The sequence below is a fragment of the Paenibacillus methanolicus genome (assembly GCF_008124765.1).
GTDB classification, from domain to species: domain Bacteria; phylum Bacillota; class Bacilli; order Paenibacillales; family Paenibacillaceae; genus Paenibacillus_Z; species Paenibacillus_Z methanolicus.
Window position 1 is genome coordinate 214,932 of record NZ_VNHS01000002.1, and the last position, 23,836, is coordinate 238,767.

General features: G+C 54.9%; 22 protein-coding genes. All 22 read right to left on the reverse strand.

The window, feature by feature from the left end; all coding sequences use genetic code 11:
• Positions 1-55 precede the first annotated feature (55 nt).
• Entirely contained in the window at positions 56-325 is a 270-nt protein-coding gene (rpsO, locus tag BCM02_RS05725) for a 30S ribosomal protein S15 (protein WP_090574209.1), read from the reverse strand.
• 172 nt (positions 326-497) lie between these two features.
• The gene (locus BCM02_RS05730; protein WP_148928107.1) at positions 498-1,448 is read right to left on the reverse strand and encodes a bifunctional riboflavin kinase/FAD synthetase; all 951 of its coding nucleotides are present in this window, start codon (positions 1,446-1,448) and stop codon (positions 498-500) included.
• Between the two features lie 76 nt (positions 1,449-1,524).
• Positions 1,525-2,445, reverse strand: coding sequence for a tRNA pseudouridine(55) synthase TruB (truB, locus tag BCM02_RS05735; protein WP_148928108.1), 921 nt, complete (start codon positions 2,443-2,445; stop codon positions 1,525-1,527).
• A complete protein-coding gene (locus BCM02_RS05740; protein ID WP_148928109.1) occupies positions 2,442-3,446 on the reverse strand; it encodes a DHH family phosphoesterase in 1,005 nt (334 codons plus the stop codon). The genes truB and BCM02_RS05740 overlap by 4 nt, the downstream gene beginning before the upstream one ends.
• Entirely contained in the window at positions 3,443-3,799 is a 357-nt protein-coding gene (gene rbfA, locus BCM02_RS05745; RefSeq protein ID WP_148928110.1) for a 30S ribosome-binding factor RbfA, read from the reverse strand. The genes BCM02_RS05740 and rbfA overlap by 4 nt, the downstream gene beginning before the upstream one ends.
• 7 nt (positions 3,800-3,806) lie before the next feature.
• Positions 3,807-6,851, reverse strand: coding sequence for a translation initiation factor IF-2 (gene infB / locus BCM02_RS05750; protein WP_148928111.1), 3,045 nt, complete (start codon positions 6,849-6,851; stop codon positions 3,807-3,809).
• Positions 6,844-7,173, reverse strand: coding sequence for a L7Ae/L30e/S12e/Gadd45 family ribosomal protein (locus tag BCM02_RS05755; protein WP_187434048.1), 330 nt, complete (start codon positions 7,171-7,173; stop codon positions 6,844-6,846). Before BCM02_RS05755 ends, infB begins: the two co-directional genes overlap by 8 nt.
• Complete coding sequence (rnpM, locus tag BCM02_RS05760) at positions 7,160-7,471, reverse strand: RNase P modulator RnpM (RefSeq protein WP_148928113.1); 312 nt, start codon at positions 7,469-7,471, stop codon at positions 7,160-7,162. The genes BCM02_RS05755 and rnpM overlap by 14 nt, the downstream gene beginning before the upstream one ends.
• Before the next feature lie 47 nt (positions 7,472-7,518).
• Positions 7,519-8,616, reverse strand: a complete 1,098-nt coding sequence (nusA, locus tag BCM02_RS05765) for a transcription termination factor NusA (RefSeq protein ID WP_148928114.1) — start codon at positions 8,614-8,616, stop codon at positions 7,519-7,521.
• A 57-nt stretch (positions 8,617-8,673) separates the two neighbouring features.
• On the reverse strand, positions 8,674-9,135 hold the full coding sequence (gene rimP / locus BCM02_RS05770) for a ribosome maturation factor RimP (protein ID WP_148928115.1): 462 nt from the start codon (positions 9,133-9,135) through the stop codon (positions 8,674-8,676).
• A gap of 340 nt (positions 9,136-9,475) precedes the next feature.
• Positions 9,476-13,807 (reverse strand): PolC-type DNA polymerase III, encoded by a 4,332-nt coding sequence (locus BCM02_RS05775; protein WP_148928116.1) that lies wholly within the window; start codon positions 13,805-13,807, stop codon positions 9,476-9,478.
• Between the two features lie 112 nt (positions 13,808-13,919).
• Positions 13,920-15,368 (reverse strand): proline--tRNA ligase, encoded by a 1,449-nt coding sequence (proS, locus tag BCM02_RS05780; RefSeq protein ID WP_148928117.1) that lies wholly within the window; start codon positions 15,366-15,368, stop codon positions 13,920-13,922.
• Positions 15,369-15,375: 7 nt separating this feature from the next.
• A complete protein-coding gene (gene rseP / locus BCM02_RS05785; RefSeq protein ID WP_148928118.1) occupies positions 15,376-16,662 on the reverse strand; it encodes an RIP metalloprotease RseP in 1,287 nt (428 codons plus the stop codon).
• Between the two features lie 78 nt (positions 16,663-16,740).
• The gene (locus BCM02_RS05790) at positions 16,741-17,880 is read right to left on the reverse strand and encodes a 1-deoxy-D-xylulose-5-phosphate reductoisomerase (RefSeq protein WP_148928119.1); all 1,140 of its coding nucleotides are present in this window, start codon (positions 17,878-17,880) and stop codon (positions 16,741-16,743) included.
• Positions 17,881-17,901: 21 nt separating this feature from the next.
• Complete coding sequence (locus BCM02_RS05795; protein ID WP_148928120.1) at positions 17,902-18,696, reverse strand: phosphatidate cytidylyltransferase; 795 nt, start codon at positions 18,694-18,696, stop codon at positions 17,902-17,904.
• A gap of 32 nt (positions 18,697-18,728) precedes the next feature.
• Positions 18,729-19,496 (reverse strand): undecaprenyl pyrophosphate synthase, encoded by a 768-nt coding sequence (locus BCM02_RS05800; protein WP_148928121.1) that lies wholly within the window; start codon positions 19,494-19,496, stop codon positions 18,729-18,731.
• Between the two features lie 75 nt (positions 19,497-19,571).
• A complete protein-coding gene (frr, locus tag BCM02_RS05805; RefSeq protein ID WP_148928122.1) occupies positions 19,572-20,126 on the reverse strand; it encodes a ribosome recycling factor in 555 nt (184 codons plus the stop codon).
• Positions 20,127-20,129: 3 nt separating this feature from the next.
• The gene (gene pyrH / locus BCM02_RS05810) at positions 20,130-20,855 is read right to left on the reverse strand and encodes a UMP kinase (protein ID WP_148928123.1); all 726 of its coding nucleotides are present in this window, start codon (positions 20,853-20,855) and stop codon (positions 20,130-20,132) included.
• A gap of 103 nt (positions 20,856-20,958) precedes the next feature.
• The gene (gene tsf / locus BCM02_RS05815; RefSeq protein WP_281288144.1) at positions 20,959-21,648 is read right to left on the reverse strand and encodes a translation elongation factor Ts; all 690 of its coding nucleotides are present in this window, start codon (positions 21,646-21,648) and stop codon (positions 20,959-20,961) included.
• 66 nt (positions 21,649-21,714) lie between these two features.
• Positions 21,715-22,413, reverse strand: a complete 699-nt coding sequence (gene rpsB / locus BCM02_RS05820) for a 30S ribosomal protein S2 (RefSeq protein ID WP_148928125.1) — start codon at positions 22,411-22,413, stop codon at positions 21,715-21,717.
• A gap of 180 nt (positions 22,414-22,593) precedes the next feature.
• Positions 22,594-23,253: a hypothetical protein gene (locus tag BCM02_RS05825; protein ID WP_148928126.1), complete on the reverse strand. Its 660-nt coding sequence runs from the start codon at positions 23,251-23,253 to the stop codon at positions 22,594-22,596.
• Positions 23,246-23,827 (reverse strand): hypothetical protein, encoded by a 582-nt coding sequence (locus BCM02_RS05830; protein WP_148928127.1) that lies wholly within the window; start codon positions 23,825-23,827, stop codon positions 23,246-23,248. The genes BCM02_RS05825 and BCM02_RS05830 overlap by 8 nt, the downstream gene beginning before the upstream one ends.
• Between the last annotated feature and the right edge of the window lie 9 nt (positions 23,828-23,836).

A 23,836-nucleotide genomic window follows, 5' to 3' on the forward strand; every position in this document is an offset into this window, starting at 1 on the left:
CGGCGAGGCCATCCTTACGAATGGCCCAACAACCAGGTTGCTTTTTCCCCGCATGTTATCGGCGAAGACCGAGTTTTTCGATCAGTGCGCTGTAACGTTTAACATCTTTGTTTTTCAGGTAAGCCAGCAGTTTACGGCGCTGACCAACCATCTTAAGCAGACCGCGGCGCGAGTGGTGATCTTTCTTGTGCGTCCGAAGATGATCTGTCAAGTTCACAATGTTTTGCGTCAGGATAGCGATTTGAACTTCCGGGGATCCGGTATCGTTCGCATGAGTTTTGTGCTCGTCGATCAGTTGGTGCTTGCGTTCTTGCGTAAGTGCCATCCTTGTTCACCTCCTTGTATCATAATCGCCGATTGCCTCGCCGATCGTCCCGGTGAAAGCACGATGGCCAAGCAAAGGTTCAGTGCGCAGCATACTTGGTAAAATCCGCTTCAACTACGCAACGTTTAAGAGTATACCACAAGCCATACCGAAAAGTAAATGGAGTCCGCTATTAATTTGATATAAGGATAGAGCGGGCCTCTTCCGCGTCGGCTTTGATTTGCGCGATGAGCGCATCGATCGATTCGAACTTCCGCTCCGCGCGCAAGAATGCAATCAGACGCAACGTGACGGTCTTGCCATACAGGCTTTCATGAAAGTCGAATAAATGCGCTTCGAACACGGGCTCGGGCAAGTGTTCGTGGAAGGTTGGCTTGACGCCGATATTTAGAACCGCGTCGTAAAGCTGGCCGTCGACCTCCGCGCGAATCGCGTAAACGCCGATCTTGGGCACCACGTACGATGCGCTCGGTTGCACGTTCGCCGTTGGATAACCGATCGTTCTCCCACGTCCTTCCCCTTGCACGACCGTGCCGCGGACCGCGTAAGGCGCTCCGATCAGTTCGGCCGCAACTTGAGGCTTTCCTTCCGCCAACATCGCCCGTATCCGGGTGCTGCTTACTTTCTCGCCATCCAGCAAAAAAGGTTCGATGACGCTCACTTCGATCGCTTGCGGTTCGCACAGTTCGCGCATGACCGAAGCATTGCCCGCCCCTTTGGCTCCGAACGCGAAATCGAAGCCGACAACGACGCGGCCGACTTGAAGCGGACGCAAGATGTCGTGAACGAACATGCTTGGCGATACCGCCGCGAACGCCAAATCGAACTGCACGACGAATACGATGTCGACGCCGAGCCGTTCGAAACATTCCAGCTTGTCGGCGAGCGGCGTAAGCGCCGATACATACTGCCCGGCGCTATGTCCCAACACTTCCTTCGGATGCGGATGGAACGTCATGACGGCTGCTTTCGCGCCGCTATCACGCGCCGATTCCACCGCCGTGAGGATGACGTTCTGATGTCCGCGATGAACGCCGTCGAAATGGCCGATCGCGATCGTTGTCGGTTCTGCGTCTTCCAACTCGCCGGCCGTTAGTGGATAATGCAACGAAATGATTTTCAAGAGCTACACCTGCTTTACGTTCTTCGTCTCAACTAGGCTGTTCCGCAATACGATGCATACGCGCACGGCCAAGGGTTTATACGGGCGTAAATACTTTGACGGGCTTCAGCGTCTCGTTCTCCGCATCGGGTTCGTACACGCCCAGGAACATCCCGTCGTTGCCGTAAAGACGAATGAGCGATGACTCGCGCAGCGCCGCTTCCTCGATGCGAACATACTTGAAGGCGATCCTCTTGCCTTGAAGCGCGTTACGCGCCGTGATCTCGCCGACGTCGCCGCGAGGCATATAATCAAGCGGTGCGTCCGCGGGGATCAGCTTGTCGGCAATCCCCCCGCTAGCCTGTAGCTCGCGGAGTTGTTCCAACGTCACGCAATCCGCTTGGGTCAAGCCGCCGGACATCGTGCGCACCAGCTCCTTCATCGTTGCCGGCATACCCAGTAGCCGGCCGATGTCGACGCATAACGTCCGAATATATGTACCCTTGGAACAAACGACCGCGAAACGAATCTCCGGGTAATCCTGCTCCAAATCCGCGCTGATTAGCGTGATCTCGTGAATCGTGACGCGTCGGGATTTACGTTCGACGACCTTGCCTTCGCGAGCGAGCTCGTACAACCGTTTCCCGTCCACGCGTACGGCCGAGAACATCGGCGGCACCTGTTCGATCTCCCCGACGAATGAAGCTAACGCCTCGCGCAGCTGCCCCTCCGTTAACCGGATGCCGGGCCGGTCTTCCAGCACCGTGCCCGTCATATCCTCCGTATCGGTCGCAATGCCGAGCTTAAGTACCGCCTCGTATGCCTTCGGACGCTCTTGGACGTATTCGACGACCCGAGTCGCGCGGCCGACGCAGATCGGCAGCACGCCGGTTACTTGCGGATCGAGCGTTCCGGTATGGCCGATACGCTTGATTCTCAGTATCCCTCTGGCCTTGGCCACCACGTCGTGGGACGTCCAGCCAGCGGGCTTCCATATTGCCAAAATCCCGTCCGTCATCCTTTTAAAGCCTCGCTAACCGCTTGAATAACCTGGTTAACCGCGTCCTGCATCGCCATATCCAATCGGCAGCCTGCAGCCCTCACATGACCTCCGCCACCGAACGTCTGGGCGATCGCCGATACGTTGGCCGCCCCGGACGAACGAAGGCTTACCTTCACGCAACCGTCTGCCGCTTCCTTAAAGAGCATGCCGACATCGACGCCTTCGACGTTCCGCGCGTAGTTCACGAGTCCTTCCAGGTCTTCGCTCGTCGCTCCCGTCGCTTCGAGATCCGCATGACCAACCGTGATCCATGCGATGCGGTTATCGGCAGAGAAGGTCAGGTTCGCAAGCCCGCGCTGCAGAAGGAGTAGCTGCGCTTTCGTCATTTTCTCCAGCAAATGTTCGGCCAGCAGATGTCCCGATACGCCTAGCGTTAAAATGGCGGAAGCAATCTGCATGACGCGCGGCGAGGTGCTGGAATAGCGGAATCCTCCCGTGTCGGTCAACAGGCCCGTATAGACGGCCGTGCCTGCCTCAACGTCAAGCGGAATCCCGGCGTGTTCGATAAGGTCATACAAAATTTCGACCGTTGCAGCCGCATCCGCTCGGATCAAATTCACGGTTCCGAAATGGTCGTTCGTTGGATGATGATCAATGTTGAGCAAGCCGCAACCTTGCGCGAACCGTTCGGAAACGAGACCAATCCGCTTATAATCCGCGCAATCCACCGCGATAATGCGGTCGAAACGCGCTTCATCGGCAACCTCGTTCATGTTCTGAATATAGGAAGAACCTTTCAGATAGCCTAGCCGCAGCGGAACCGCGCTCTCGTTCATCATGACGAACGTCTTGCCCAGCTTGGCTAGCAGCCAGGCGGTCACCAGCGTTGAACTGATGGCATCTCCGTCGGGCTGGACGTGGGAAACGATCAGAAAGTGTTCGCCTCCCCGCATAAACGCAAGCGCCTGTCCCAATTGTTCCGCGTATGCAGGAAATGACGGCATGCCCGCCGTCATTGTCCATTACCTCCATCATTCAATTGGCCGAGAATCGACGTGATCCGGCTGCCGTACTCGATGCTGCTGTCGAACTTGAAGATCAGCTCCGGCGTATGGCGGAACCGGATCCGCTTGCCGAGCTCGGAGCGGATGAACCCGGTGCTTCTCGATAGCGCCTTGAGCGTCTCTTCCTTCTGCTCGTCATTGCCGAGCACGCTGAGGAAGACTCTCGCCTGGGACAGGTCGCCCGTCACCTCGACCCCCGTCACGGTAATAAAACCGATCCGGGGATCTTTCAGTTCCGTCTGGATGATGGTGCTGATTTCTTTCTTGATTTGTTCTCCGACACGCCCTACGCGAATTTTCGCCATAGGTTAATCACCTCTCAACTTTTTCCATGATGTAGGCTTCGATCGTGTCTCCCTCTTTCAAGTCGTTATAGCGGTCAAGCGTAATGCCGCACTCGTAGCCTTGCGAAACATCTTTGGCATCATCCTTGAAGCGCTTGAGCGTCTCGATTTCGCCTTCGAATACTACGATACCGCCGCGGATTAAGCGGGCCTTAGCATTTCGGGAAACTTTGCCCGATGTAACCATACAGCCTGCAATCGTGCCGACTTTGCTGACTTTGAAGATGTTCCGAACTTCAGCTTGACCGATAACCACTTCTTTGAAGATCGGATCCAGCATCCCTTTCATCGCGTGCTCGATCTCGTCGATCACGTTATAGATGATGTTGTGCAGGCGGATGTCGACTTTCTCCTGCTCTGCCGTCGCCAGCGCTTGCGGTTCAGGACGAACGTTGAAGCCGATGACGATCGCGTTGGATGCGGATGCGAGGTTGATATCGGATTCCGTAATCGCGCCTACGCCGCTATGGATGACTTTAACGCGAACGCCTTCAATATCGATTTTGGCCAGGGAGCCTTTAAGCGCCTCCGTCGAGCCCTGTACGTCGGATTTGATAATGACGAACAGGTCTTTAATTTCGCCATCTTTGATATGTTTATACAGATCGTCGAGCGTAACGCGGGAATTCGCGCCAAGCTCGGTCTGGCGATGCTTGATCGCGCGGCGTTCCGCGATAGCGCGCGCCTTGCGCTCGTCTTCAAAGGCGAGGAATGGATCGCCCGCGAGCGGCACTTCCGTCAGGCCCGTAATCTCGACCGGCGTACTTGGTCCAGCTTCCTTCAGACGGCGGCCCTTATCATTGACCATCGCGCGAACGCGACCGAAACAGTTGCCCGCAACGAACGCATCCCCGATCTTGAGCGTGCCATGCTGGACAAGCACGCGCGCTACCGGACCTTTGCCTTTATCAAGCTCGGCTTCGATGACCGTACCGCGCGCCCGCTTGTTCGGGTTCGCTTTGTAGTCGTTCACTTCGGCTACGAGCAGAATCATCTCAAGCATCTCTTCGAGACCGATACGCTGTTTCGCGGAAACATTGACGAAAATCGTATCGCCGCCCCACTCTTCCGGCACGAGCTCGTATTCGGTGAGCGCTTGCTTGATTTTGTCCGGATCGGCATCAGGTTTATCGATCTTGTTCACCGCGACGATAATCGGCACGCCTGCCGCTTTCGCGTGGTTGATCGCCTCAACGGTCTGCGGCATGACGCCGTCGTCCGCTGCCACGACGATGATCGTAATATCCGTTACTTGGGCGCCGCGGGCGCGCATGAGCGTAAACGCTTCGTGGCCCGGCGTATCCAGGAACGTGATTTTTTTATGGTTAATTTCGGTTTGATATGCGCCGATATGCTGCGTAATGCCGCCGGCTTCGCCCGTCGTTACGCTCGTCTTGCGGATGGCGTCGAGCAACGTCGTTTTGCCGTGGTCAACGTGACCCATGATCGTGACGACCGGCGGACGGCTTTCGAGCGTTTCCTCTTCGTCCTTCTCCTCGAACGTTTCGAACGCGTCTTCTTCTACCGGAATCTTCACTTCGACTTCAACGCCGTATTCGGTGGCGATCAGTTGAACCGTGTCGATGTCGACCTCTTGGTTGATCGTCGCCATAACGCCGAGGAAGATGAGTTTCTTGATGACCTCGGAAGCGTCTTTATGAAGGAGCTTCGCTAGATCGCCGACCGTCATCTCGCCGCGTACGATAATCTTCTTCGGCGTGTTGTCGACTTTCTCTTTGCGCTCCATCTGATGGCCGCCCTTGCCCCGGCCGCCCTTGCCGCGATTGCCGCCTCTGAAGTTGCCCGTACGGTTATCATCAAATCCGCGGTTGTTGCCGCCGTAGCTATTGCCGCCCGGCTTCTGCGGTTTTCTCGCGCCGCCAGCGCCGCGATTACCACCTTGGCCGCCTTGGCCGCCTTGGCCGCCTTGGGAACGTCCTCCGAAATCGGAACCGCCCGAAGAAGGAGCCGGACGGTCAAACGTACGCCCTTGGCCTCCAGCGCTGCTCTGTCCTTGCGGACGGCTGCCTTGATAACCGCCGCCTTGACCGCCTTGGCCCTGCGGACGGCTGCCTTGGTAACCGCCTCCTTGACCGCCGCCTTGGCCTTGCGGACGACTGCCTTGGTATCCGCCGCCTTGGCCTTGCGGACGGCTGCCTTGGTATCCGCCGCCTTGACCGCCTTGGCCCTGCGGACGGTTACCTTGATAACCACCGCCTTGACCGCCTTGGCCTTGCGGACGGCTGCCTTGGTAGCCACCGCCTTGACCGCCTTGACCTTGCGGACGGCTGCCTTGGTAGCCACTGCCTTGACCGCCTTGGCCGCCTTGACCTTGCGGACGGTTGCCTTGGTAGCCACTGCCTTGACCCGGACCGCGGCTTCCGCCCTGTCCGCCTTGGCCTTGCGGACGGCTGCCTTGATAGCCACCGCCTTGACCCGGACCGCGACTTCCGCTTTGACCGCCTTGGCCTTGACCGCCTTGGCCTTGACCTTGACCGCGGTTGCCTTGGTAACCGCCTTGACCTTGCTGACCTGGGCCGCGGCTTCCGCCTTGGCCTCCTTGACCTTGTGGACGACTGCTTTGCGGACGGCTTTGTTGTCCGCCTTGGTTTGGTGTGTTTGAGTTAGTTTTAATGGACGTATTCCCCTGTCGTTCATAATTCGATTCGGCTTGCGCCGGTTTCGTTTCCTGTCCTTGCGCGGTCTGCTCTTGCGGCCGTTGCTGTACCGGACGGTTCTGCTGACTTTTGGATTCCTGTTGGGACGGACGGGCCGCAGAAGCTACGCTCGCGCCCTCTTGCGCCCTTTTGACGGCCGCGTTCTGTTTAATATTTCGGAAGAAGCCTTCGACTTTACTCACCATTTCGTTTTCCATTACGCTCATATGATTATTCACCGGCTGATCAAGACGCTTCAAAATCGTGATGATCTCCTTGCTGCTCATATTAAGCGATTTGGCATATTCGTAGACGCGCAATTTATCTTTATCCTTGCTGTCTGGCTGTTTAGTCAATACTCTCCACCTCCGAAGATTGGATTAAACTTCGTTCGATGCCGGCAGCAAAACCTCCGTCCGTCACGGCGACGAGAACCCGCTCCGCTTTGCCTATGGCGCGTCCGATCGAGTCCCGGTCGAGCGCCTCGATATGTTTCACATTATAGGACGAACATTTGTCGCGATATTTCTTCTTCGTGTTGTCCGATGCGTCGGCAGCCACGATAACGATCTTCGCATTGCCTTGACGAATGGTCTTCAGGACCGTCTCGTCGCCCGTCACCAACTTGCCCGCCCGCATGGCCATACCTAGAAGAGATAGCGTTTTATTCATCGTCATCCGCCCGATCTTTGGCCGCGATAAACTCATCCTCGACCGCGATAAAATCCTGCTCGAGTTGATCATAAATCTCCGTGCTGACCGGCTGTTTGAGCGCACGGTCCAGCGCCTTCGACTTCTTAGCCAGCTTGAAGCACGACACTTTGCCGCACAAGTAAGCGCCTCTCCCGGCTTTCTTACCCGTTAAGTCAATCAGCACCGCTTCATCGGGCGTACGCACGACCCGAATCAGTTCTTTCTTCGCCAGCATTTGCTGACAAGCCACGCATTTGCGCAGCGGGATTTTTCTTGGTCTCACCGCTACTCCCCCTAATCGAAAACATTGGCCCGAAAAGGGCCCTTCGCTTAATCGATCGAGACGGAGTCCTGGTGCATCGTGCTCATCGGCGATTTCGGCCGGCCGAACTCTTGCTCGGCTTGGGTCTCGCTCTTGATATCGATCTTCCAGCCGGTCAGCTTCGCGGCAAGGCGGGCGTTCTGGCCTTTAATGCCGATCGCAAGCGACAGCTGATAATCCGGCACGATGACGCGCGCCATTTTCTCCTGCTCATACACGATAACCTCGAGCACCTTTGACGGGCTGAGCGCGTTCGCTACATATTCTTCCACGTTCTCCGACCAGCGAACGATATCGATCTTCTCGCCCTTCAGCTCCGTAACAATAGTTTGTACCCGCATTCCTTTTTGACCGACGCAGGAGCCGACCGGATCGACTTCCGCATTGCGGGAATGGACGGCAATTTTGGAACGGAAGCCCGCTTCGCGCGCGACCGAACGAATCTCGACGACGCCGTCGTAAATTTCCGGCACTTCGAGCTCGAACAAGCGTTTCAGCAACCCCGGATGGGTCCGGGAGAGGAAAATCTGCGGTCCCTTGGTCGTGTTCTCCACTTTTGTGATGAACGATTTGACGCGGTCGCCGTGCTTGAACTTGTCGGTTGGCATCAGTTCGGTCAGCGGCAGAACCGCTTCCACCTTGCCGAGGTCGACGAACAAGTTGCGGACGTCTTGACGTTGTACGATCCCGTTGACGATGTCCTCTTCCTTGTCGATATAAGCGTTATAAATGAGACCCCGCTCCGCTTCGCGAATGCGTTGGGTCACGACTTGCTTAGCGGTTTGCGCCGCAATCCGTCCGAAATCGCGCGGCGTGACTTCGATCTCCGCGATGTCATCGAGCGTATAATGCGGGTTGATCGCGCGTGCGGCTTCGACCGAAATTTCCAGCCTCGGATCGAACACCTCATCGACGACCGTTTTGCGCGCATATACTTTAATGACGCCGGAGTGCCGGTTAATATCCACCCTGACGTTCTGGGCGGTGTTGAAATTGCGTTTGTAGCTGGAAATCAATGCCGCTTCAATCGCTTCAATTAAAATGTCTTTCGCAATGCCTTTCTCTCTTTCGATTTCCGACAGCGCTTCAATAAACTCCATGCTCATTGGAAATGAGTTCCCCCTTTCAATTCGTTCCGTCCGCCCATCCCGCGCTGGGCGCGATCAAAATACGATGGCGAGCCGGGCGCTTGCGACTTTGGCATATGGAAGGGCGTGTTTCTTCTTGCCGACTTCCACGACCAGCTCGTCGCCTTCGAACGCAAGCAGCTTGCCTTCGAATTCCTTGCTGCCGTCGATTGGCTCGTAAGTAGTGACAAACACGTGTTTGCCAACCGCTTTGCGCACGTCTTCCGGCTTCTTGAGCGGACGCTCTGCCCCCGGAGAAGATACTTCGAGGAAATAAGCATCCGGGATCGGGTCGTTCTGATCCAGCTTCTCGCTCAAATACTCGCTGATCCGGCCGCATTCGTCGATATCGATATTGCCTTCCTTGTCCACGAACACGCGCAAAAAGTAATTGCTGCCTTCCTTGACGTATTCAATGTCGACAAGCTCAAAGCCATTCTCGTCTAGAAAAGGGCGAACCATCTCTTCGACGACGGATTTGATTTTGGATGTACTCAAACGTGTGCCTCCCTCGTACAGCTGCGTTGTTCGTATGTATGTTACTTGCGTGCATGACCGGCATGCTCCCGTCGGACGAACGTCGTGCCCGCCGACAGGCATATATACAATCGCATCCCCGTCGTTTGCGGCATGCGTCTTGTCCATGCATAGCGGCAACGGCTGCATTTCTTGAACCGATGCGGATGTTAGTCTTTGCCCGCGCAGTCGAAAAAAGTCGCGGACAAAACGTAAAGAGTGGGTTTCCCCACTCTTCTGCGAAAAAGAACGTATCATCAGCATTACCATAACGAGTATAGCATAACCATGTTGTGGTGACAACCGTTCGCGGCCAGGCAGCTTAGAACAGCGACAGCTGGTTCGACTCCGGCAAGCCCCGGAAACAGCCCATCCCCGTGAGTACTTCCACGATGGTTTTGGTCGCTTTCGATTTCTGCTGAAAATCCTCGATGGACAAAAACTCGCCATGATCGCGCGAAGCCGCGATATTGCGCGCCGCGTTCTCGCCGATACCGGCAATCGCGCCAAACGGCGGAATTAGCGAGTTGCCGTCGACAATAAAGCGGGTCGCGTCCGAGCGGTATAGATCGACCGGCTTGAAGCTGAACCCTCGCGAGGTCATCTCCAGCGACATCTCCAGCTGAGAAACGCTGTTTTTCTCCTTCGGCGTGGCATTGAAGCCCTTGGCCTCGATTTCCATCAAACGGCGCAAGATCGCATCGTACCCTTGGCACAGCAATTCCAAATCGAAATCGTCCGCGCGCACGGAGAAGTAAGTCGCATAGAACTGGATCGGATAATAAAGTTTGAAGTAGGCCGTCCGCACCGCCGAAATAACGTATGCGGCTGCGTGCGCTTTGGGGAACATATACTCGATTTTCAAGCATGAGTCGATATACCATTGCGGCACTTTGCACCGCTTCATCTCCTCGATCCACTCCGGCGTCAAGCCTTTGCCCTTACGCACGCTCTCCGTAATTTTGAAGGCCAGCGAAGCGTCCATGCCCGCTTTATAAATCAGGAATAACATGATGTCGTCGCGGCAGCCGATTACGGTCTTGATCGTGCACGTCTTATTCTTGATTAGTTCTTGCGCATTGCCGAGCCATACGCCAGTCCCGTGAGATAGACCCGAAATCTGGAGCAAGTCGGCAAAGGACGACGGCTTGGTCTCCTCGAGCATCTGTCGCACGAACTTGGTTCCCATCTCCGGTACGCCGTACGTCGCGACCGGTGTGCGAATTTGGCTCGGAAGAACGCCAAGCGCTTCGGTCGAACTAAAGATGCTCATCACCTTGGGGTCGTTCATCGGAATCGTCGTTGGATCGACGCCCGTCAAGTCCTGCAGCATCCGCATCATCGTCGGATCGTCGTGTCCGAGAATATCGAGCTTAAGCAAGTTCGAGTCGAAGGCGTGATAATCGAAGTGGGTTGTTTTCCACTCCGCATTGACGTCATCCGCCGGGAACTGGACCGGGGTAATATCATCCACCTCGATGTAATCCGGTACGACGACGATGCCGCCGGGATGCTGGCCCGTACTCCGCTTAACGCCGGTACAGCCTGCCGCCAGGCGATTCAACTCGGCTCCGCGCCACTTCTTGCCGGTGTGCTCTTCGTATTTCTTGGCAAACCCGTATGCCGTCTTCTCCGCGACCGTGCCGATCGTCCCTGCGCGGAACACGTTCTTCGGCCCGAATAGCACTTTCGTATAGTTGTGCGCCGTCGGCTGGTATTCGCCGGAGAAGTTCAAGTCGATATCGGGAACCTTATCGCCCTTAAAACCAAGGAACGTCTCGAACGGAATATCCTGTCCTTCGCCTTTAAGCGGTCGGCCGCAGTTCGGGCAAATTTTGTCCGGAAGATCGAAGCCCGACGGGTAGCTGCCGTCAAGGAACCACTCGCTGTATTTGCATTCCTCGCTCAGACACGTATAGTGCGCCGGCAACGGATTAACCTCGGAGATGCCGAGAAACGTCGCAACGACCGATGATCCGACGGATCCCCGGGAACCGACGAGATAGCCGTCTTGATTGGATTTCTTCACGAGCCGCTCGGAGATCAAATAGTTCGCGGAGAATCCGTATTTGATAATCGGCACGAGCTCTTTCTCCAAACGCTGCACGACGATATCCGGAATCGGCTCGCCGTACAACCGTTTGGCCGTTTCATAACAAGTGTTGCGAATTTCTTCTTCCGCCCCGTCGATGATCGGACTGAACAGTCCGTTATCGGTCGGACCCCCGGTCGATGGGAACATGTCATACGGCTCGAACCGGTCTGCTAATTCATTGGTGTTCTTGATGACGACTTCATGCGCACGGGATTCGCCCAAGAAAGCAAATTCGCCGAGCATCTCCTTCGTCGTGCGGAAATGCGCGTCCGGTTTGTTCTGATCCTTGAGCGGACTGAAGCCCGTAATGCCATGGATCGTAATATCGCGGAACATTTTCTCGCGCGGACGCAAATAATGGACGTTGCCCGTCGCGATGACCGGCTTGTTCAGCTTGTCTCCGATTTCGCACACGCGGCGAAGCGCCTGCTCGATCTCCGCGCGGCTGCCGACGAGACCCTTGTCCACTAAATGCATATAGAAACCGACCGGTTGGATCTCCAGCACGTCATAATATTCCGCGACATCTTCGGCTTCTTCGAGCGACTTGTTCAACACCGTCTCGAAAAACTCGCCCTTCTCGCAGCCCGAGATGATTAGCAGTCCATCGCGCATATCGGACAACTTGCTCTTCGGGATACAAGGCACCCGCTTAAAGTACTCCGTATGCGACATCGAGATGAGCTTGAATAAATTCTTCTTGCCGACCGCATTAAGCGCGTAGATGCCGCAGTGGAACGGCCGGGAGTTCGAAATATCGAGACCGACGTAATCGTTGAGCATATGAAGATTCGTAATATTGCGGGCGACGGCGTCGCCGATCAGGCCGTACATGACTCCGCCTAGGGCGATCGAGTCGTCGATGGCGCGGTGATGATTCTCGAGACTGATCTTGTACTTATCCGACAGCGTATTCAGCCGGTGGTTCTTCATGCTCGGATGGAGAAAACGGGCGAGCTCTAACGTGTCGAGTACGGGATTGGTTACCTCCGGCATGCCGAATCTCTTGCACGCCGCTTGAATGAAGCCCATATCGAACTTGGCGTTATGCGCGACGAGCACCGCATCGCCGACGAATTCCACGAATTCACGCAGCTTTGGTTCGAGCTCGGGAGCGCCTTGCACCATTTCGTTCGTAATATTGGTCAGCTGCTGAATGTGGTACGGAATGTCCTCATGGGGATCGATGAACGTCGAGAACCGATCGATCTCCTTGCCTTCCCGCATCTTCACGCCGGCCAGCTCGATGATTGTGTTGTTGATGACCGAGAGACCGGTCGTCTCGATGTCGAATACGACGTACGTCGCCGTCTGCATCACTTCATCTCGCGAATTCAGCACCATCGGTACGGCATCGTTAACGACGTTTGCTTCGAGGCCGAATAACACCTTGATCCCGTTCTTCTTGCCTGCCTTCGCCGCTTCCGGGAAACACTGAATGTTGCTATGGTCCGATATCGCGATCGCTTTATGGCCCCATTTCGCCGCCTGCTTAATATAAACGTCCACCGGCGTGACCGCGTCCATCGTGCTCATCGTCGTATGCAGATGAAACTCGACGCGCTTCTCCGCGGCGTCATCTATCGGCTCGGAAGGCGCTTTGACCTCATGCAAATCGGAAGGCATCATGACGAGCTCCGGCTCCATCATAAACCGGTCGTATTCGATGCGGCCGCGTGCCTTCACCCATTTGCCGTTCGCCAGATTGCTGAGCACCTTGACGTCTTCTTTCGTCTTGGCGAACATTTTCATCGCGATCGAATCCGTGAAGTCGGTCAGGTTGAACGTGAAAAGCGTGCTGCCGTTGCGCAATTCTTTCACCTCAAGGCCGAAGATCGTCCCTTGGACCGTAATCTTCTTCTCTTCCTCGAGAATGTTCATAATCGGCACCGGCGGTTCTTTGATGTCATAGCCCACGACGAGCGGCACTTCGCCTTCATCCAACGGCGGCGCTTCCTCGACCGGCACGCTGTTCATCATGGCCTCGATGACTTCGCGCTCCTCCTGCTGCCGTTTCTGGATAAACTGCTCGATATGCTCGCTGTTGACTTTGCCAACGGTCAGTTTCATCTTGGGCGTCCGTTCGAACTGCCGTTCGAAAAATTGGACCGCCATCTCGTCGATCCGCTTCTTGCGCGCCAGCTCCAGACTGATCTCGTCCATCAGATGAAGCGTCACGAGTCCGCCTTCTGCTTCGAGCTGCGCTTTGCTAAGCCAGCCGTTGACGGACGCGTTGTTCTTCTGAACCCACTCTACGAACGCGGGCCAGTATTCACGCACGATCGTATCCGTATGCAGATCGTCCTCGTACGCGAGCATAATATGAATTTCCGCAATATGGGCGAATTTCGCTTGTACACTGCGACAAAATAAGCTAAACGCCGGCAAAGGCACCAAAGACGCTTTGCGAATGCAAAACGTCCACTCCCGGTTGCTGCGGCTTACGATGACTTTGTCAATATACCCGTCGCTAAAATGCTCTGCCGATAATTGCGGCGACAACTCCGCCTGCTGCATGAGCAGTTCAAATCGTTGTCGCTTATCCCCGGTATGGCTCACCCTTCTTCCTCCCCAAATAAATAATCCCCTACAAGCGGTCGTGATGACGAACAGCGCTTCTGCAACTTGTAGGGGAGTGTCGATCAATATGAAAGGTTACGATATGGCTATATTAATAAGCACGCGCGAAAACGACGGTATGCTGAGCTTCCTCGCCGCAGCATAGGCATTTCGTCTTCTTCTCCGCCGGATCGAACGGAATATTGCGGCTTGTCGCCCCGGTTTCTTCTTTGACTTGCTTCTCGCAAGCGTCGGATCCGCACCAGCCTGCGAGCGAGAATCCGCGCTTCTCTTCCAACAGCGTCTTCATCTCGTCCAGCGTCTCGACCGAATAGAAGTGCTCGGAACGGAACTGCAAGGCTCGATTATACATGTCTGCGTGGATTTCGTCCAGCATGCGCTGCACTTCTTCCAGCAATTGATCCTGCTGGATGATGCGCTTCTCGCCGGAGATTCGGGAGACGAGGACGGCTTGTCCATTCTCCATGTCGCGCGGGCCAAGCTCCAGACGGATCGGAACGCCTCGCATTTCGTACTCGTTGAACTTCCAGCCCGGGCTGACGTCGCTGCGATCATCCACTTTGACGCGTACGCCTGCTTTCTTCAGTTGCGCGAACAACTCGTCCACGCGGCCGACGACCTGCTCCCGCGTCTTCGGCGGTCCGATCGGGATCATGACCACCTGCGTCGGCGCGATTTTCGGCGGCAGCGCGAGACCGCGGTCGTCGCCGTGCACCATAATCAGCGCGCCGATTAAGCGAGTTGAAACGCCCCACGACGTCGTATGGCAATATTGCAGCGTATTGTTGCGATCCAAATATTTGATATCGAACGCAATCGCGAATTTGTCGCCCAAGTAATGGGACGTGCCGGCTTGCACTGCTCGACCGTCTTTCATCATCGCTTCAATAGAATACGTATCGACCGCGCCGGCGAAACGCTCCGACGGCGTCTTCTGACCGACGATGACCGGAATCGCGAGCACTTCTTCCGCGAATTCCTTGTACGTATTCAGCATTTGCATCGTTTCTTGGCGTGCTTCCTCTTCGGTCTCGTGCGCCGTGTGGCCTTCCTGCCACAGGAACTCGCTCGTGCGGAGGAACGGCAGCGTGCGCTTCTCCCAACGAACCACATTCGCCCATTGGTTGATCAGCACCGGCAAATCGCGGTACGACTGAATCCATTTGGAGTACATATGACCGATAATCGTCTCCGAAGTCGGTCGGATCGCCAAACGCTCTTCCAACTTCTCGCCGCCCGCTTCGGTTACCCAAGGCAGCTCCGGGTTAAAGCCTTCGACGTGTTCCTTCTCCTTCTGGAAGAAGCTTTCCGGGATGAAGAGCGGGAAGTATGCATTGCGATGTCCCGTTTCTTTGAAACGGCGGTCGAGGTCGCTTTGGATATTCTCCCAAAGGGCAAAGCCCTCCGGACGGAACACGATACAGCCCCGTACCGGAGAGTAATCCATCAACTCGGCTTTCTTAATAACGTCTATATACCATCTGGAGAAATCCTCGCCCTGCGGCGTAATCTCCGTCACAAACTGCTTCTCTTTCGACATGAACGCTCTACTCCTTCACTCTCACCAATCGCAAAATATCATTATACGTTACGGCCACCATCAGCAGCATGAGCAGCGCGAAGCCGATAAAGTGGACCATGCTCTCCCGGTTCGGATCGATCGGCCTTCGGCGGACCGCTTCAAGACCGAGGAACATCAGCCGGCTTCCATCCAATGCGGGAATAGGCAGTAAATTAAAGATCCCCAAGTATAGGCTGAGCACCGCCGTCCACTTGGTCAATTGTTCGATTCCTTGCTGGGCAATCTGTCCCGTCACCTGCGCGGTACGGACAGGACCGCCTAGATCGTCCATCTTGAATTGGCCAAGGATGAGCTTCTTGAAGCCATCGAAGATCATTATGGTCCAATTTTTCATATCTTGACCGGCAAGCGAGAACGATTCGATAAAACCGGCGGGACGGGTTTCAAAGAATGAAGCCGCGCGAATGCCAACCTTTCCCTCTCCGGTTTCGGGGTCGGGTTCTGGCGTCATCTTGATGTCCAGCTTCTTGTCATCTCGCGTTACGGTGAACGTAATCGGTTTGTTCGGGGATTTACTGATGAGCGCGATCATCTTATCTTGATCCGTGCCGATCGTCTCGCCATTGATCGCGACAATGATATCGCCCGTCGTAAGACCCGACTTGTCAGCCGGTTTTCCCGCGACGATCTCGCCGATAAACAGATGCTTCGGCGTGTCCAGCGGCACGCCGGCCATTTGGAAGAACGCGAAGAACAGCACGAACGCCAATATAAAGTTCATGACCGGTCCGGCCACGATCGCCAAGGAACGCGCGCCAACCGATTTGCTGCCGAATTGCCGGTCGCGCGGAGCAATCTGGGTCTCTCTGCCTTTGGCGATCAGCAGCGCCTGCGGATGAACGTTATACACTTCGCTGACGCCGTCGGCGTTCAACGTCACTTTCAGCCGGTCTTCCAAATCAATCGTCTCGATTTCGCCCCGAATGACGTTCGTTCGCTCGTCTAGACGATCCAAATAAAAGCGGGTCACGCTGTCTGCCGCTATTCGAACGGCGACGGTCTGTCCGGGTTGTATTTCGACCAGTTCCGGATCTTCGCCGGCCATGCGGACGAAACCACCGGCTGGTACGAGCCTTAAGGTGTAACGGGTTTCGCCGCGTTTGATCGAAAACAGTTTCGGTCCGAAACCAATGGCGAATTCTCTAACCAAAATGCCCGCGCGCTTCGCAAAATAATAGTGACCCCACTCATGGATGGTCACAATGACGAAGAATACCAGCACGGTCAAAAAGACGACCTGTATCATGTGCATCGTTTCGAGCCTCCTGTTCGCAACGGCCTGTACTTAGATTATCATTATTCTCCCGTCCGATACAAGAGAACCGGTCTTTCAGACCGCCCCCGCTTCTCTCCTTGCCCATGCGTCCATGGCCGTGATGGCTTCCACGTCTGGAAGGTCCGTCACTTGATGTTTCTCCAATACGGTCTCGATCACGCGCTCGATATCCAGGAAGGCGATTTCCCCCTTCAAGAACCTGTCCACGGCAACTTCGTTCGCCGCGTTGAACACCGTCGGCGCCGAACGTCCCAAACGTCCGCTCTCGAAGGCCATGCGCAGGCACGGATATCGATGAAAGTCCATCTCGCGAAAATGCAGCTTGCCAATCTTGGCTAAATCGAGCGCTTCGGTAGGCGTCGCGCGACGATCGGGATATGTAAGGGCGTATTGAATCGGAACTCGCATATCCGGCATGCCGAGCTGCGCGACGACGCTGTTGTCGACGAACTCCACATACGAATGAATGATGCTCTCCGGATGAATCAGAACGCTGATTTGGTCATAGGATACGCCGAATAGCCAATGGGCTTCAATGACCTCGAGTCCTTTGTTCGCCATCGTCGCCGAGTCGATCGTGATCTTGGCTCCCATCGACCAATTCGGATGATTGAGCGCTTGTTCCACCGTCACGCCGACCAGCTGTTCCCTCGTTTTGTCTCGAAAAGAGCCGCCGGATGCCGTCAGCGTGATCCGTTTAATATCCGCGCGATTTTCTCCGTTCAAACATTGAAAAATCGCGGAATGCTCGCTGTCGATCGGCAGAATCGACACGCCTTTCCGCGCGGCTTGCGACATGACCAGATGTCCGGCCGTTACGAGCGTTTCTTTGTTGGCCAGTCCGATCTGCTTGCCCGATTCAATGGCGGCTAACGTCGCGTTCAAGCCCCTGCTGCCCATAATCGCGGTCACGACCGTGTCGGCGTCGCCGGATGCGGCCACTTCCACGAGTCCCTCCTCGCCATAGACGACGCGAGTACCCGGCGGCAGGAGCGCGGTTGCCTCATCCGCCAACGCTTTCGTAGCTAGACAGACCGTCTTTGGGCGGAACCTGCGGGCTTGTTCGACCAGCAGATTGACGTTCCCACCCGCGGCCAAAGCTTCGATCTCATATAGCTCCGGATCATTCGCCACGACATCCAACGTTTGCGTGCCGATCGAACCGGTCGAGCCGAGAATCGTTAATTTTTTCATCGATGCACACCTATCCTTCTCTTAAAACGGCAGCAGACCGGTCATCAGCAGCAGCGGGAATACGATGATCCAGCTATCGCACCGGTCCAAAACGCCGCCATGGCCCGGAAGAAGCGCGCCGGAGTCTTTAATGCCGCGCACCCGTTTGTAGGCGGATTGAATAAGATCTCCAAGCTGACCGGCGACCGCGGCCAAGATGCCGATCCAGAACGCGTCGGCGAAGCCGATCATATCCGGATAGATCACCGCGAACAACAGAGCGACTGCTAATGATAGCAAGACGCCGCCAATCGAACCTTCGATTGTTTTGTTCGGACTAATCGCCGGCCATAGTTTATGCTTGCCGAACGCCTTCCCGAAAAAATACGCGCCGATATCGGAGGACCAAATCGCGCAGAACGCGACGATCGTAGCCAATAGACCGTGTCCGTTCGCACTGCGCACTTCATGCATCGCCTGAAACCCGATTCCTACGTACATAGCCCCAAGGAGCAGCAGCGCGGCTTCGTCGAGCTTGACTTGATTTTTGGTGAACACGGTTATGCTCAACAAGCCAAACATCAGTAGCCACGCTATAAATTGGCCGGAAGGCTCGTCAATCGACCATTCCTGCCAAGGCAGCATGAACGCCAGCACGCCGGCAAATCCGAGCAGAGAAGCCGGGTTCGTCCAGGACAAACCATTCATACGCACGAATTCGCCATAACCAATAATAGCCAGCAGAAGCAGCAAGCCATAGAAGAACCAGCCGCCTATTATCGTCAGCGCGATAAAAAATCCGCCGGCGATAACGCCGGTAATAATACGTTGTTTCAACTCGTTGTCACGCTCCAGTAAGCCGCCGCGGATTACAATCCGCCATAACGGCGCGCCCTACGCTGATATTCTCGTATAGCTTCATTAAAATGCGCTTCCGAAAATTCCGGCCAATATACATTCGTGAACCACAGTTCGCTATACGCCAACTGCCAGAGCATAAAATTGCTAAGTCGGAGCTCGCCGCTCGTCCGAATGAGCAGGTCCGGATCCGGCATGTCGCTCGATAGCAAGTATTGTTCGAAATGCGATTCATTCAAATCGTCCGGCGATAGCTTGCCTTCGCGCACGTCTTGCCCGATCCGGCGTACCGCTTCCATCATTTCTTTACGGCTTCCGTAATTCAAGGCAAAATTAAGCACAAGTCCCGTGTTGCCCGCGGTCTGCCGTATCGCTTCCTCCACGGCCGCGAGCGTGTGCGGAGGCAAGTCTTCTTTATGTCCCATCATGCGCACTTGCACGTTCTTCTCGATCAGTTCGCTCAATTCGATAGACAGAAACTCCTGCGGCAATTTCATTAGAAACTCCACTTCGGCTTTCGGTCTTTTCCAGTTCTCCGTCGAGAAGGCGTACAACGTTAAAAATTTGACGCCAAGCCGATCCGCTTCCATCGTAATCCGCTTGACGGTCTTCATGCCGGAGTGATGACCCGCAATTCTTGGCAGACCGCGATTTTTCGCCCATCGGCCATTGCCGTCCATAATAATGGCGATATGCTGCGGAATGTTATCGGCATCGAGTACTTCCTGCGAAGCGTCTTCCGGCGCTTTGGCGAATTTCGTTTTCAGTCGCTGAAACATATGTCATCTCCTCCCACCGTAGACGCATAATGGATGCAACAAACCCCACCTATCGGAGGGGCCGGTGAGTTTTGATTATACTTCCATGATTTCTTTCTCTTTGGCGGCTAATACTTTGTCGACTTCCGCCGTGAATTTATCGGTCGATTTTTGGATGTCGTCTTGATGGCGGCGGGATTCGTCCTCCGAGATCTCGCCTTTCTCCAGCTTCTTAATATCGTCGTTCGCGTCGCGGCGAATGTTGCGGATCGCGACTTTCGCCTCTTCGCCAAACTTCTTCGTCAGCTTCACGAGTTCGGCGCGGCGTTCCTCGGTTAAAGCCGGGATCGATAGGCGGATGCTCGCTCCGTCGTTCGATGGCGTTAGGCCCAGATCCGACTTCATAATCGCTTTCTCGATCGCGGATACGGAAGACTTATCCCAAGGCTGGATCATCAATGTGCGGGTGTCCGGCGTATTAATGTTCGCCAATTGATTAACCGGCGTCAAGGCGCCGTAATATTCAACCTGTACACGGTCAAGCAGCGCAGGCGTCGCGCGTCCTGCCCGAAGGGTTGCCAAATCGCGTTTCAGCGCGCCGATCGCTTTATCCATACGTTCTTCCGCGTTTTTCTTGATCGTTTGAGGCACGACTTACACACTTCCTTTCACGATTGTACCGATTTTCTCTCCGAGGACGACGCGTTTGATGTTGCCCTGCTCCGTAATCGCGAACACGACGAGCGGGATGTTGTTGTCCATGCAAAGCGATGTCGACGTGGAGTCCATAACGCCCAGATTGCGGTTAAGCACATCCAGATAGGTCAAGGTTTCGAACTTCTCTGCCGAAGCGTCTTTGAACGGATCTGCCGAGTAAACGCCGTCTACTTTGTTCTTCGCCATCAAAATGACGTCCACTTCGATCTCCGCGGCGCGAAGCGCTGCCGTCGTATCGGTCGAGAAATACGGATTGCCCGTTCCGGCTGCGAAGATCACGACACGGCCTTTCTCCAAGTGGCGAATCGCCCGGCGACGAATATACGGCTCCGCGATCTGCTGCATGGCAATCGATGTCTGTACGCGCGTCGGCACGTCGATCGATTCCAGCGCATCCTGAAGCGCCAGCGAGTTCATTACGGTAGCAAGCATTCCCATGTAGTCGGCAGTCGCACGATCGATGCCTTTGGCCGTTCCTGCGATTCCGCGCCAAATGTTCCCGCCACCGACGACAATCGCAACTTCGACATTCAACGCCACGACTTCCTTCACTTGCTCGGCAATCGACGAAATAACGGATGCTTCAATACCATAACCGATATCGCCGCTTAGCGATTCGCCGCTTACCTTGAGCACAATACGTTTATACACGGGATTTTGCAACTTCTTTACCTCCAATTCGAACCAATCGGGTCCGGTGCTAGATTTAGTATGGCTAAAAAATAAAGGCGGGGCGAACGCCCCGCCCCGCCTAGTGCGTTCGGATTTACAGTTTTGCTTGCGACATAACTTCGGCAACGAAGTTGTCTTCTTTTTTCTCCAGACCTTCGCCCAGCTCGTAACGAACGAAGCGACGGATCGAGATGTTCTCGCCGATCGTGCTGATTTTTTCTTTCAGCAGCGTCGAGATCGTTTTGTCCGGATCTTTGATGAAGTTTTGCTCAAGGAGACAGAACTCCTCGTAGTATTTCGAAAGGCGGCCTTCTACCATCTTCTCGACGATTTTCTCTGGCTTGCCTTCGTTCAGCGCTTGAGCCGTCAGGATTTCGCGCTCTTTGTCGAGCTCTTCTTGAGATACTTCTTCGCGACCAACGAATTTCGGGCTCGCTGCCGCGATTTGCATCGCGATGTCGCGTGCGAATTCGCGGAACTGGTCCGTTTTGGCAACGAAGTCAGTTTCACAGTTGATTTCAACCAGTACGCCGATCCGTCCGCCAGCGTGTATGTAGGATTCAACAACGCCTTCAGTCGCTACGCGACCTGCTTTGTTAGCTGCTGCCGCAAGACCTTTCTCGCGCAGAATTTCAGCCGCTCTCGTCAAATCACCGTTCGACTCTTCCAACGCTTTTTTGCAATCGAGCATGCCCGCGCCCGTTTTTTCACGCAATTCTTTGACTGCACTCGCATTAACTGCCATGGCTATAGACCTCCTGAAGGTTCGTAAGTTTACGTTCAAAAAAAGGGCGGTGAGAGGCTTAACAGCTTCTGACCACCCTTTCTTGCTGTCCTATGAATAAACGACTTAAGCCGTCGTTTGCTCGCCTTGGTTTGCTTCAACGATTGCGTCAGCCATTTTCGCCGTGAGAAGCTTAACAGCGCGGATTGCATCGTCGTTGCCCGGGATAACATAGTCGATTTCGTCCGGATCGCAGTTCGTGTCAACGATACCTACGATTGGGATACCGAGTTTGCGAGCTTCCGCAACCGCGATACGCTCTTTACGCGGGTCGATGATGAACAGCGCGCTTGGCAGACCTTTCATGCCTTTGATACCGCCGAGGAATTTCTCAAGACGATCTTTCTCTTTGCGGAGAATGATAACCTCTTTCTTAGGCAGTACGTTGAACGTGCCGTCCTCTTCCCACTTCTCGAGGGTTTTCAGACGATCGATACGTTTTTGGATCGTTTGGAAGTTAGTCAGCGTGCCGCCGAGCCAACGTTGGTTAATATAGAAGTTGCCGCAACGCTCTGCTTCTTCTTTAACCGAATCTTGAGCTTGTTTTTTCGTGCCGACGAAAAGGATCGTGCCGCCTTCTTCCGCTACCGAGCGAACGAAGTTGTAAGCCTCTTCGACTTTCTTAACTGTTTTTTGCAGGTCGATAATGTAAATGCCGTTACGTTCTGTGAAGATATAGCGATCCATCTTTGGGTTCCAACGACGAGTCTGGTGACCGAAGTGTACCCCAGCTTCGAGAAGCTGTTTCATGGAGATAACTGCCATATTCAACACCTCCTGGGTTTGGTTTTGTGTTATCCTCCGTCCGATCTCATCTTCCGTCAAAACTTCGGCCGAGCCGAAGCACCCTTGACGAAATTAATCGACGTGCGTTTTTAACACCGAGAATTACTATACCATATCTAGATAGTCCATGCAACATGGACCTGCATACTTTGCCGAATGTTAACTATTATTGACCGTTTTCGCCGACGCATTCGCCTTGCGAGCCGCGATTTCAGCCTCCGCCTTCTTGGCCGAGATCGGCGTACTCGTCAAAATATCGCGCACTTGCTTAAGCGTCAAGTTACCCGAGAACCCGAAGTAACCGGCTCGGACCGTCTTCCCTTTCATTAGCGTCAGCAGCGCTTTTTTGTCCGTAATGATTTCGCTTTCGAACAGTAAATTCGCCGCGTCTTGGACGCCTTTTCCTGGTAGAATCCGGATAATGGTTCGCCCGTTCGCACCTTCATAGATAGGCGACGTCGTTTGCTTTTGACCTGCAGTGCCAGCGGCGCTCCCCGTATTGGCAGTCGAGCCTGTAGCCGCAGCAGGCTTCTGTCCCGCTGCCGGCGTTGTCGTATTCGCAGGCGTCTGGGTTGTGCCGGCAGTCGGTTTCTTTTGAGCGTTAGCCGCGGCTTTCTCCTGCTCCGCGATTTCGGCCTTGACTTTAGCGCGTTCGTCTTCAAGCATGAGATCGACTTCTTCTTGCGTATACGTGTCTCCCGCCGCGAGCGGATCGGCGCTTCCGCTGTCATGCCCTTGGCCGATCAGAAACAGCTGAAGCAGAACGGCGCCGATGATGACGCCCGTTCCTAGTCCGGTCAGAAACGAACGTTTACTCATGCGGCGCCACCTCTTCCTGCTTGGATAGCTGTAGAATCAGCTGAACTTCGCCTTTATTCATGCCGAGTTTCTTGGAAATCGTTTCGACGGATTTTCCGCTTTGGTACAGGTCGAACAACTCGGGATATCGGCCCTTAATCGACGTATCTTCTTCGGGCTCGACTGGATCGGGCTCCACAATCGCCTCCGCTGCTGGGGGAGGAGTTTGATGCAGCGCCGCGTGTTCGGCATATGTAAGCTTATCCGTTATGTAAGGATACGGAATTGGAGCAGCCGACAATGTCTGCTTACTCAGTTGATGCTCGAGTTCCGCGCATCGCATCTCCAGCTGCTTAATCCGTTCGTCATAAGATTTTGCGTTCGCTTGCGCTTCTTTGCGCGACTTCGCGATCAGCTCCACCATCTGACGGTTTTCCTCCTCCATGTTCTCCATAAACTGTTCGAGCGCCGCTTCCATGCCGTGCACGGACTCTTCGCCAGACGATTCCGGTTCCTGCGTCTTGCGGGGCATCATCATGCCGATGACAATGATCACCCCGCCAAGGAGCACGATATAAAGCCAAGGTTGGTTCATTTCATCACC

Bases quoted from the DNA above. Each gene is read 5' to 3' on its own strand.
- rpsO (WP_090574209.1), bottom strand. From the start codon at position 325: ATGGCACTTACGCAAGAACGCAAGCACCAACTGATCGACGAGCACAAA.
- truB (WP_148928108.1), bottom strand. From the start codon at position 2,445: ATGACGGACGGGATTTTGGCAATATGGAAGCCCGCTGGCTGGACGTCC.
- BCM02_RS05740 (WP_148928109.1), bottom strand. From the start codon at position 3,446: ATGACGGCGGGCATGCCGTCATTTCCTGCATACGCGGAACAATTGGGA.
- rbfA (WP_148928110.1), bottom strand. From the start codon at position 3,799: ATGGCGAAAATTCGCGTAGGGCGTGTCGGAGAACAAATCAAGAAAGAA.
- BCM02_RS05755 (WP_187434048.1), bottom strand. From the start codon at position 7,173: ATGACGATGAATAAAACGCTATCTCTTCTAGGTATGGCCATGCGGGCG.
- nusA (WP_148928114.1), bottom strand. From the start codon at position 8,616: ATGAGCATGGAGTTTATTGAAGCGCTGTCGGAAATCGAAAGAGAGAAA.
- proS (WP_148928117.1), bottom strand. From the start codon at position 15,368: ATGTCGAAAGAGAAGCAGTTTGTGACGGAGATTACGCCGCAGGGCGAG.
- rseP (WP_148928118.1), bottom strand. From the start codon at position 16,662: ATGCACATGATACAGGTCGTCTTTTTGACCGTGCTGGTATTCTTCGTC.
- BCM02_RS05790 (WP_148928119.1), bottom strand. From the start codon at position 17,880: ATGAAAAAATTAACGATTCTCGGCTCGACCGGTTCGATCGGCACGCAA.
- BCM02_RS05800 (WP_148928121.1), bottom strand. From the start codon at position 19,496: ATGTTTCAGCGACTGAAAACGAAATTCGCCAAAGCGCCGGAAGACGCT.
- rpsB (WP_148928125.1), bottom strand. From the start codon at position 22,413: ATGGCAGTTATCTCCATGAAACAGCTTCTCGAAGCTGGGGTACACTTC.
- BCM02_RS05825 (WP_148928126.1), bottom strand. From the start codon at position 23,253: ATGAGTAAACGTTCGTTTCTGACCGGACTAGGAACGGGCGTCATCATC.
- BCM02_RS05830 (WP_148928127.1), bottom strand. From the start codon at position 23,827: ATGAACCAACCTTGGCTTTATATCGTGCTCCTTGGCGGGGTGATCATT.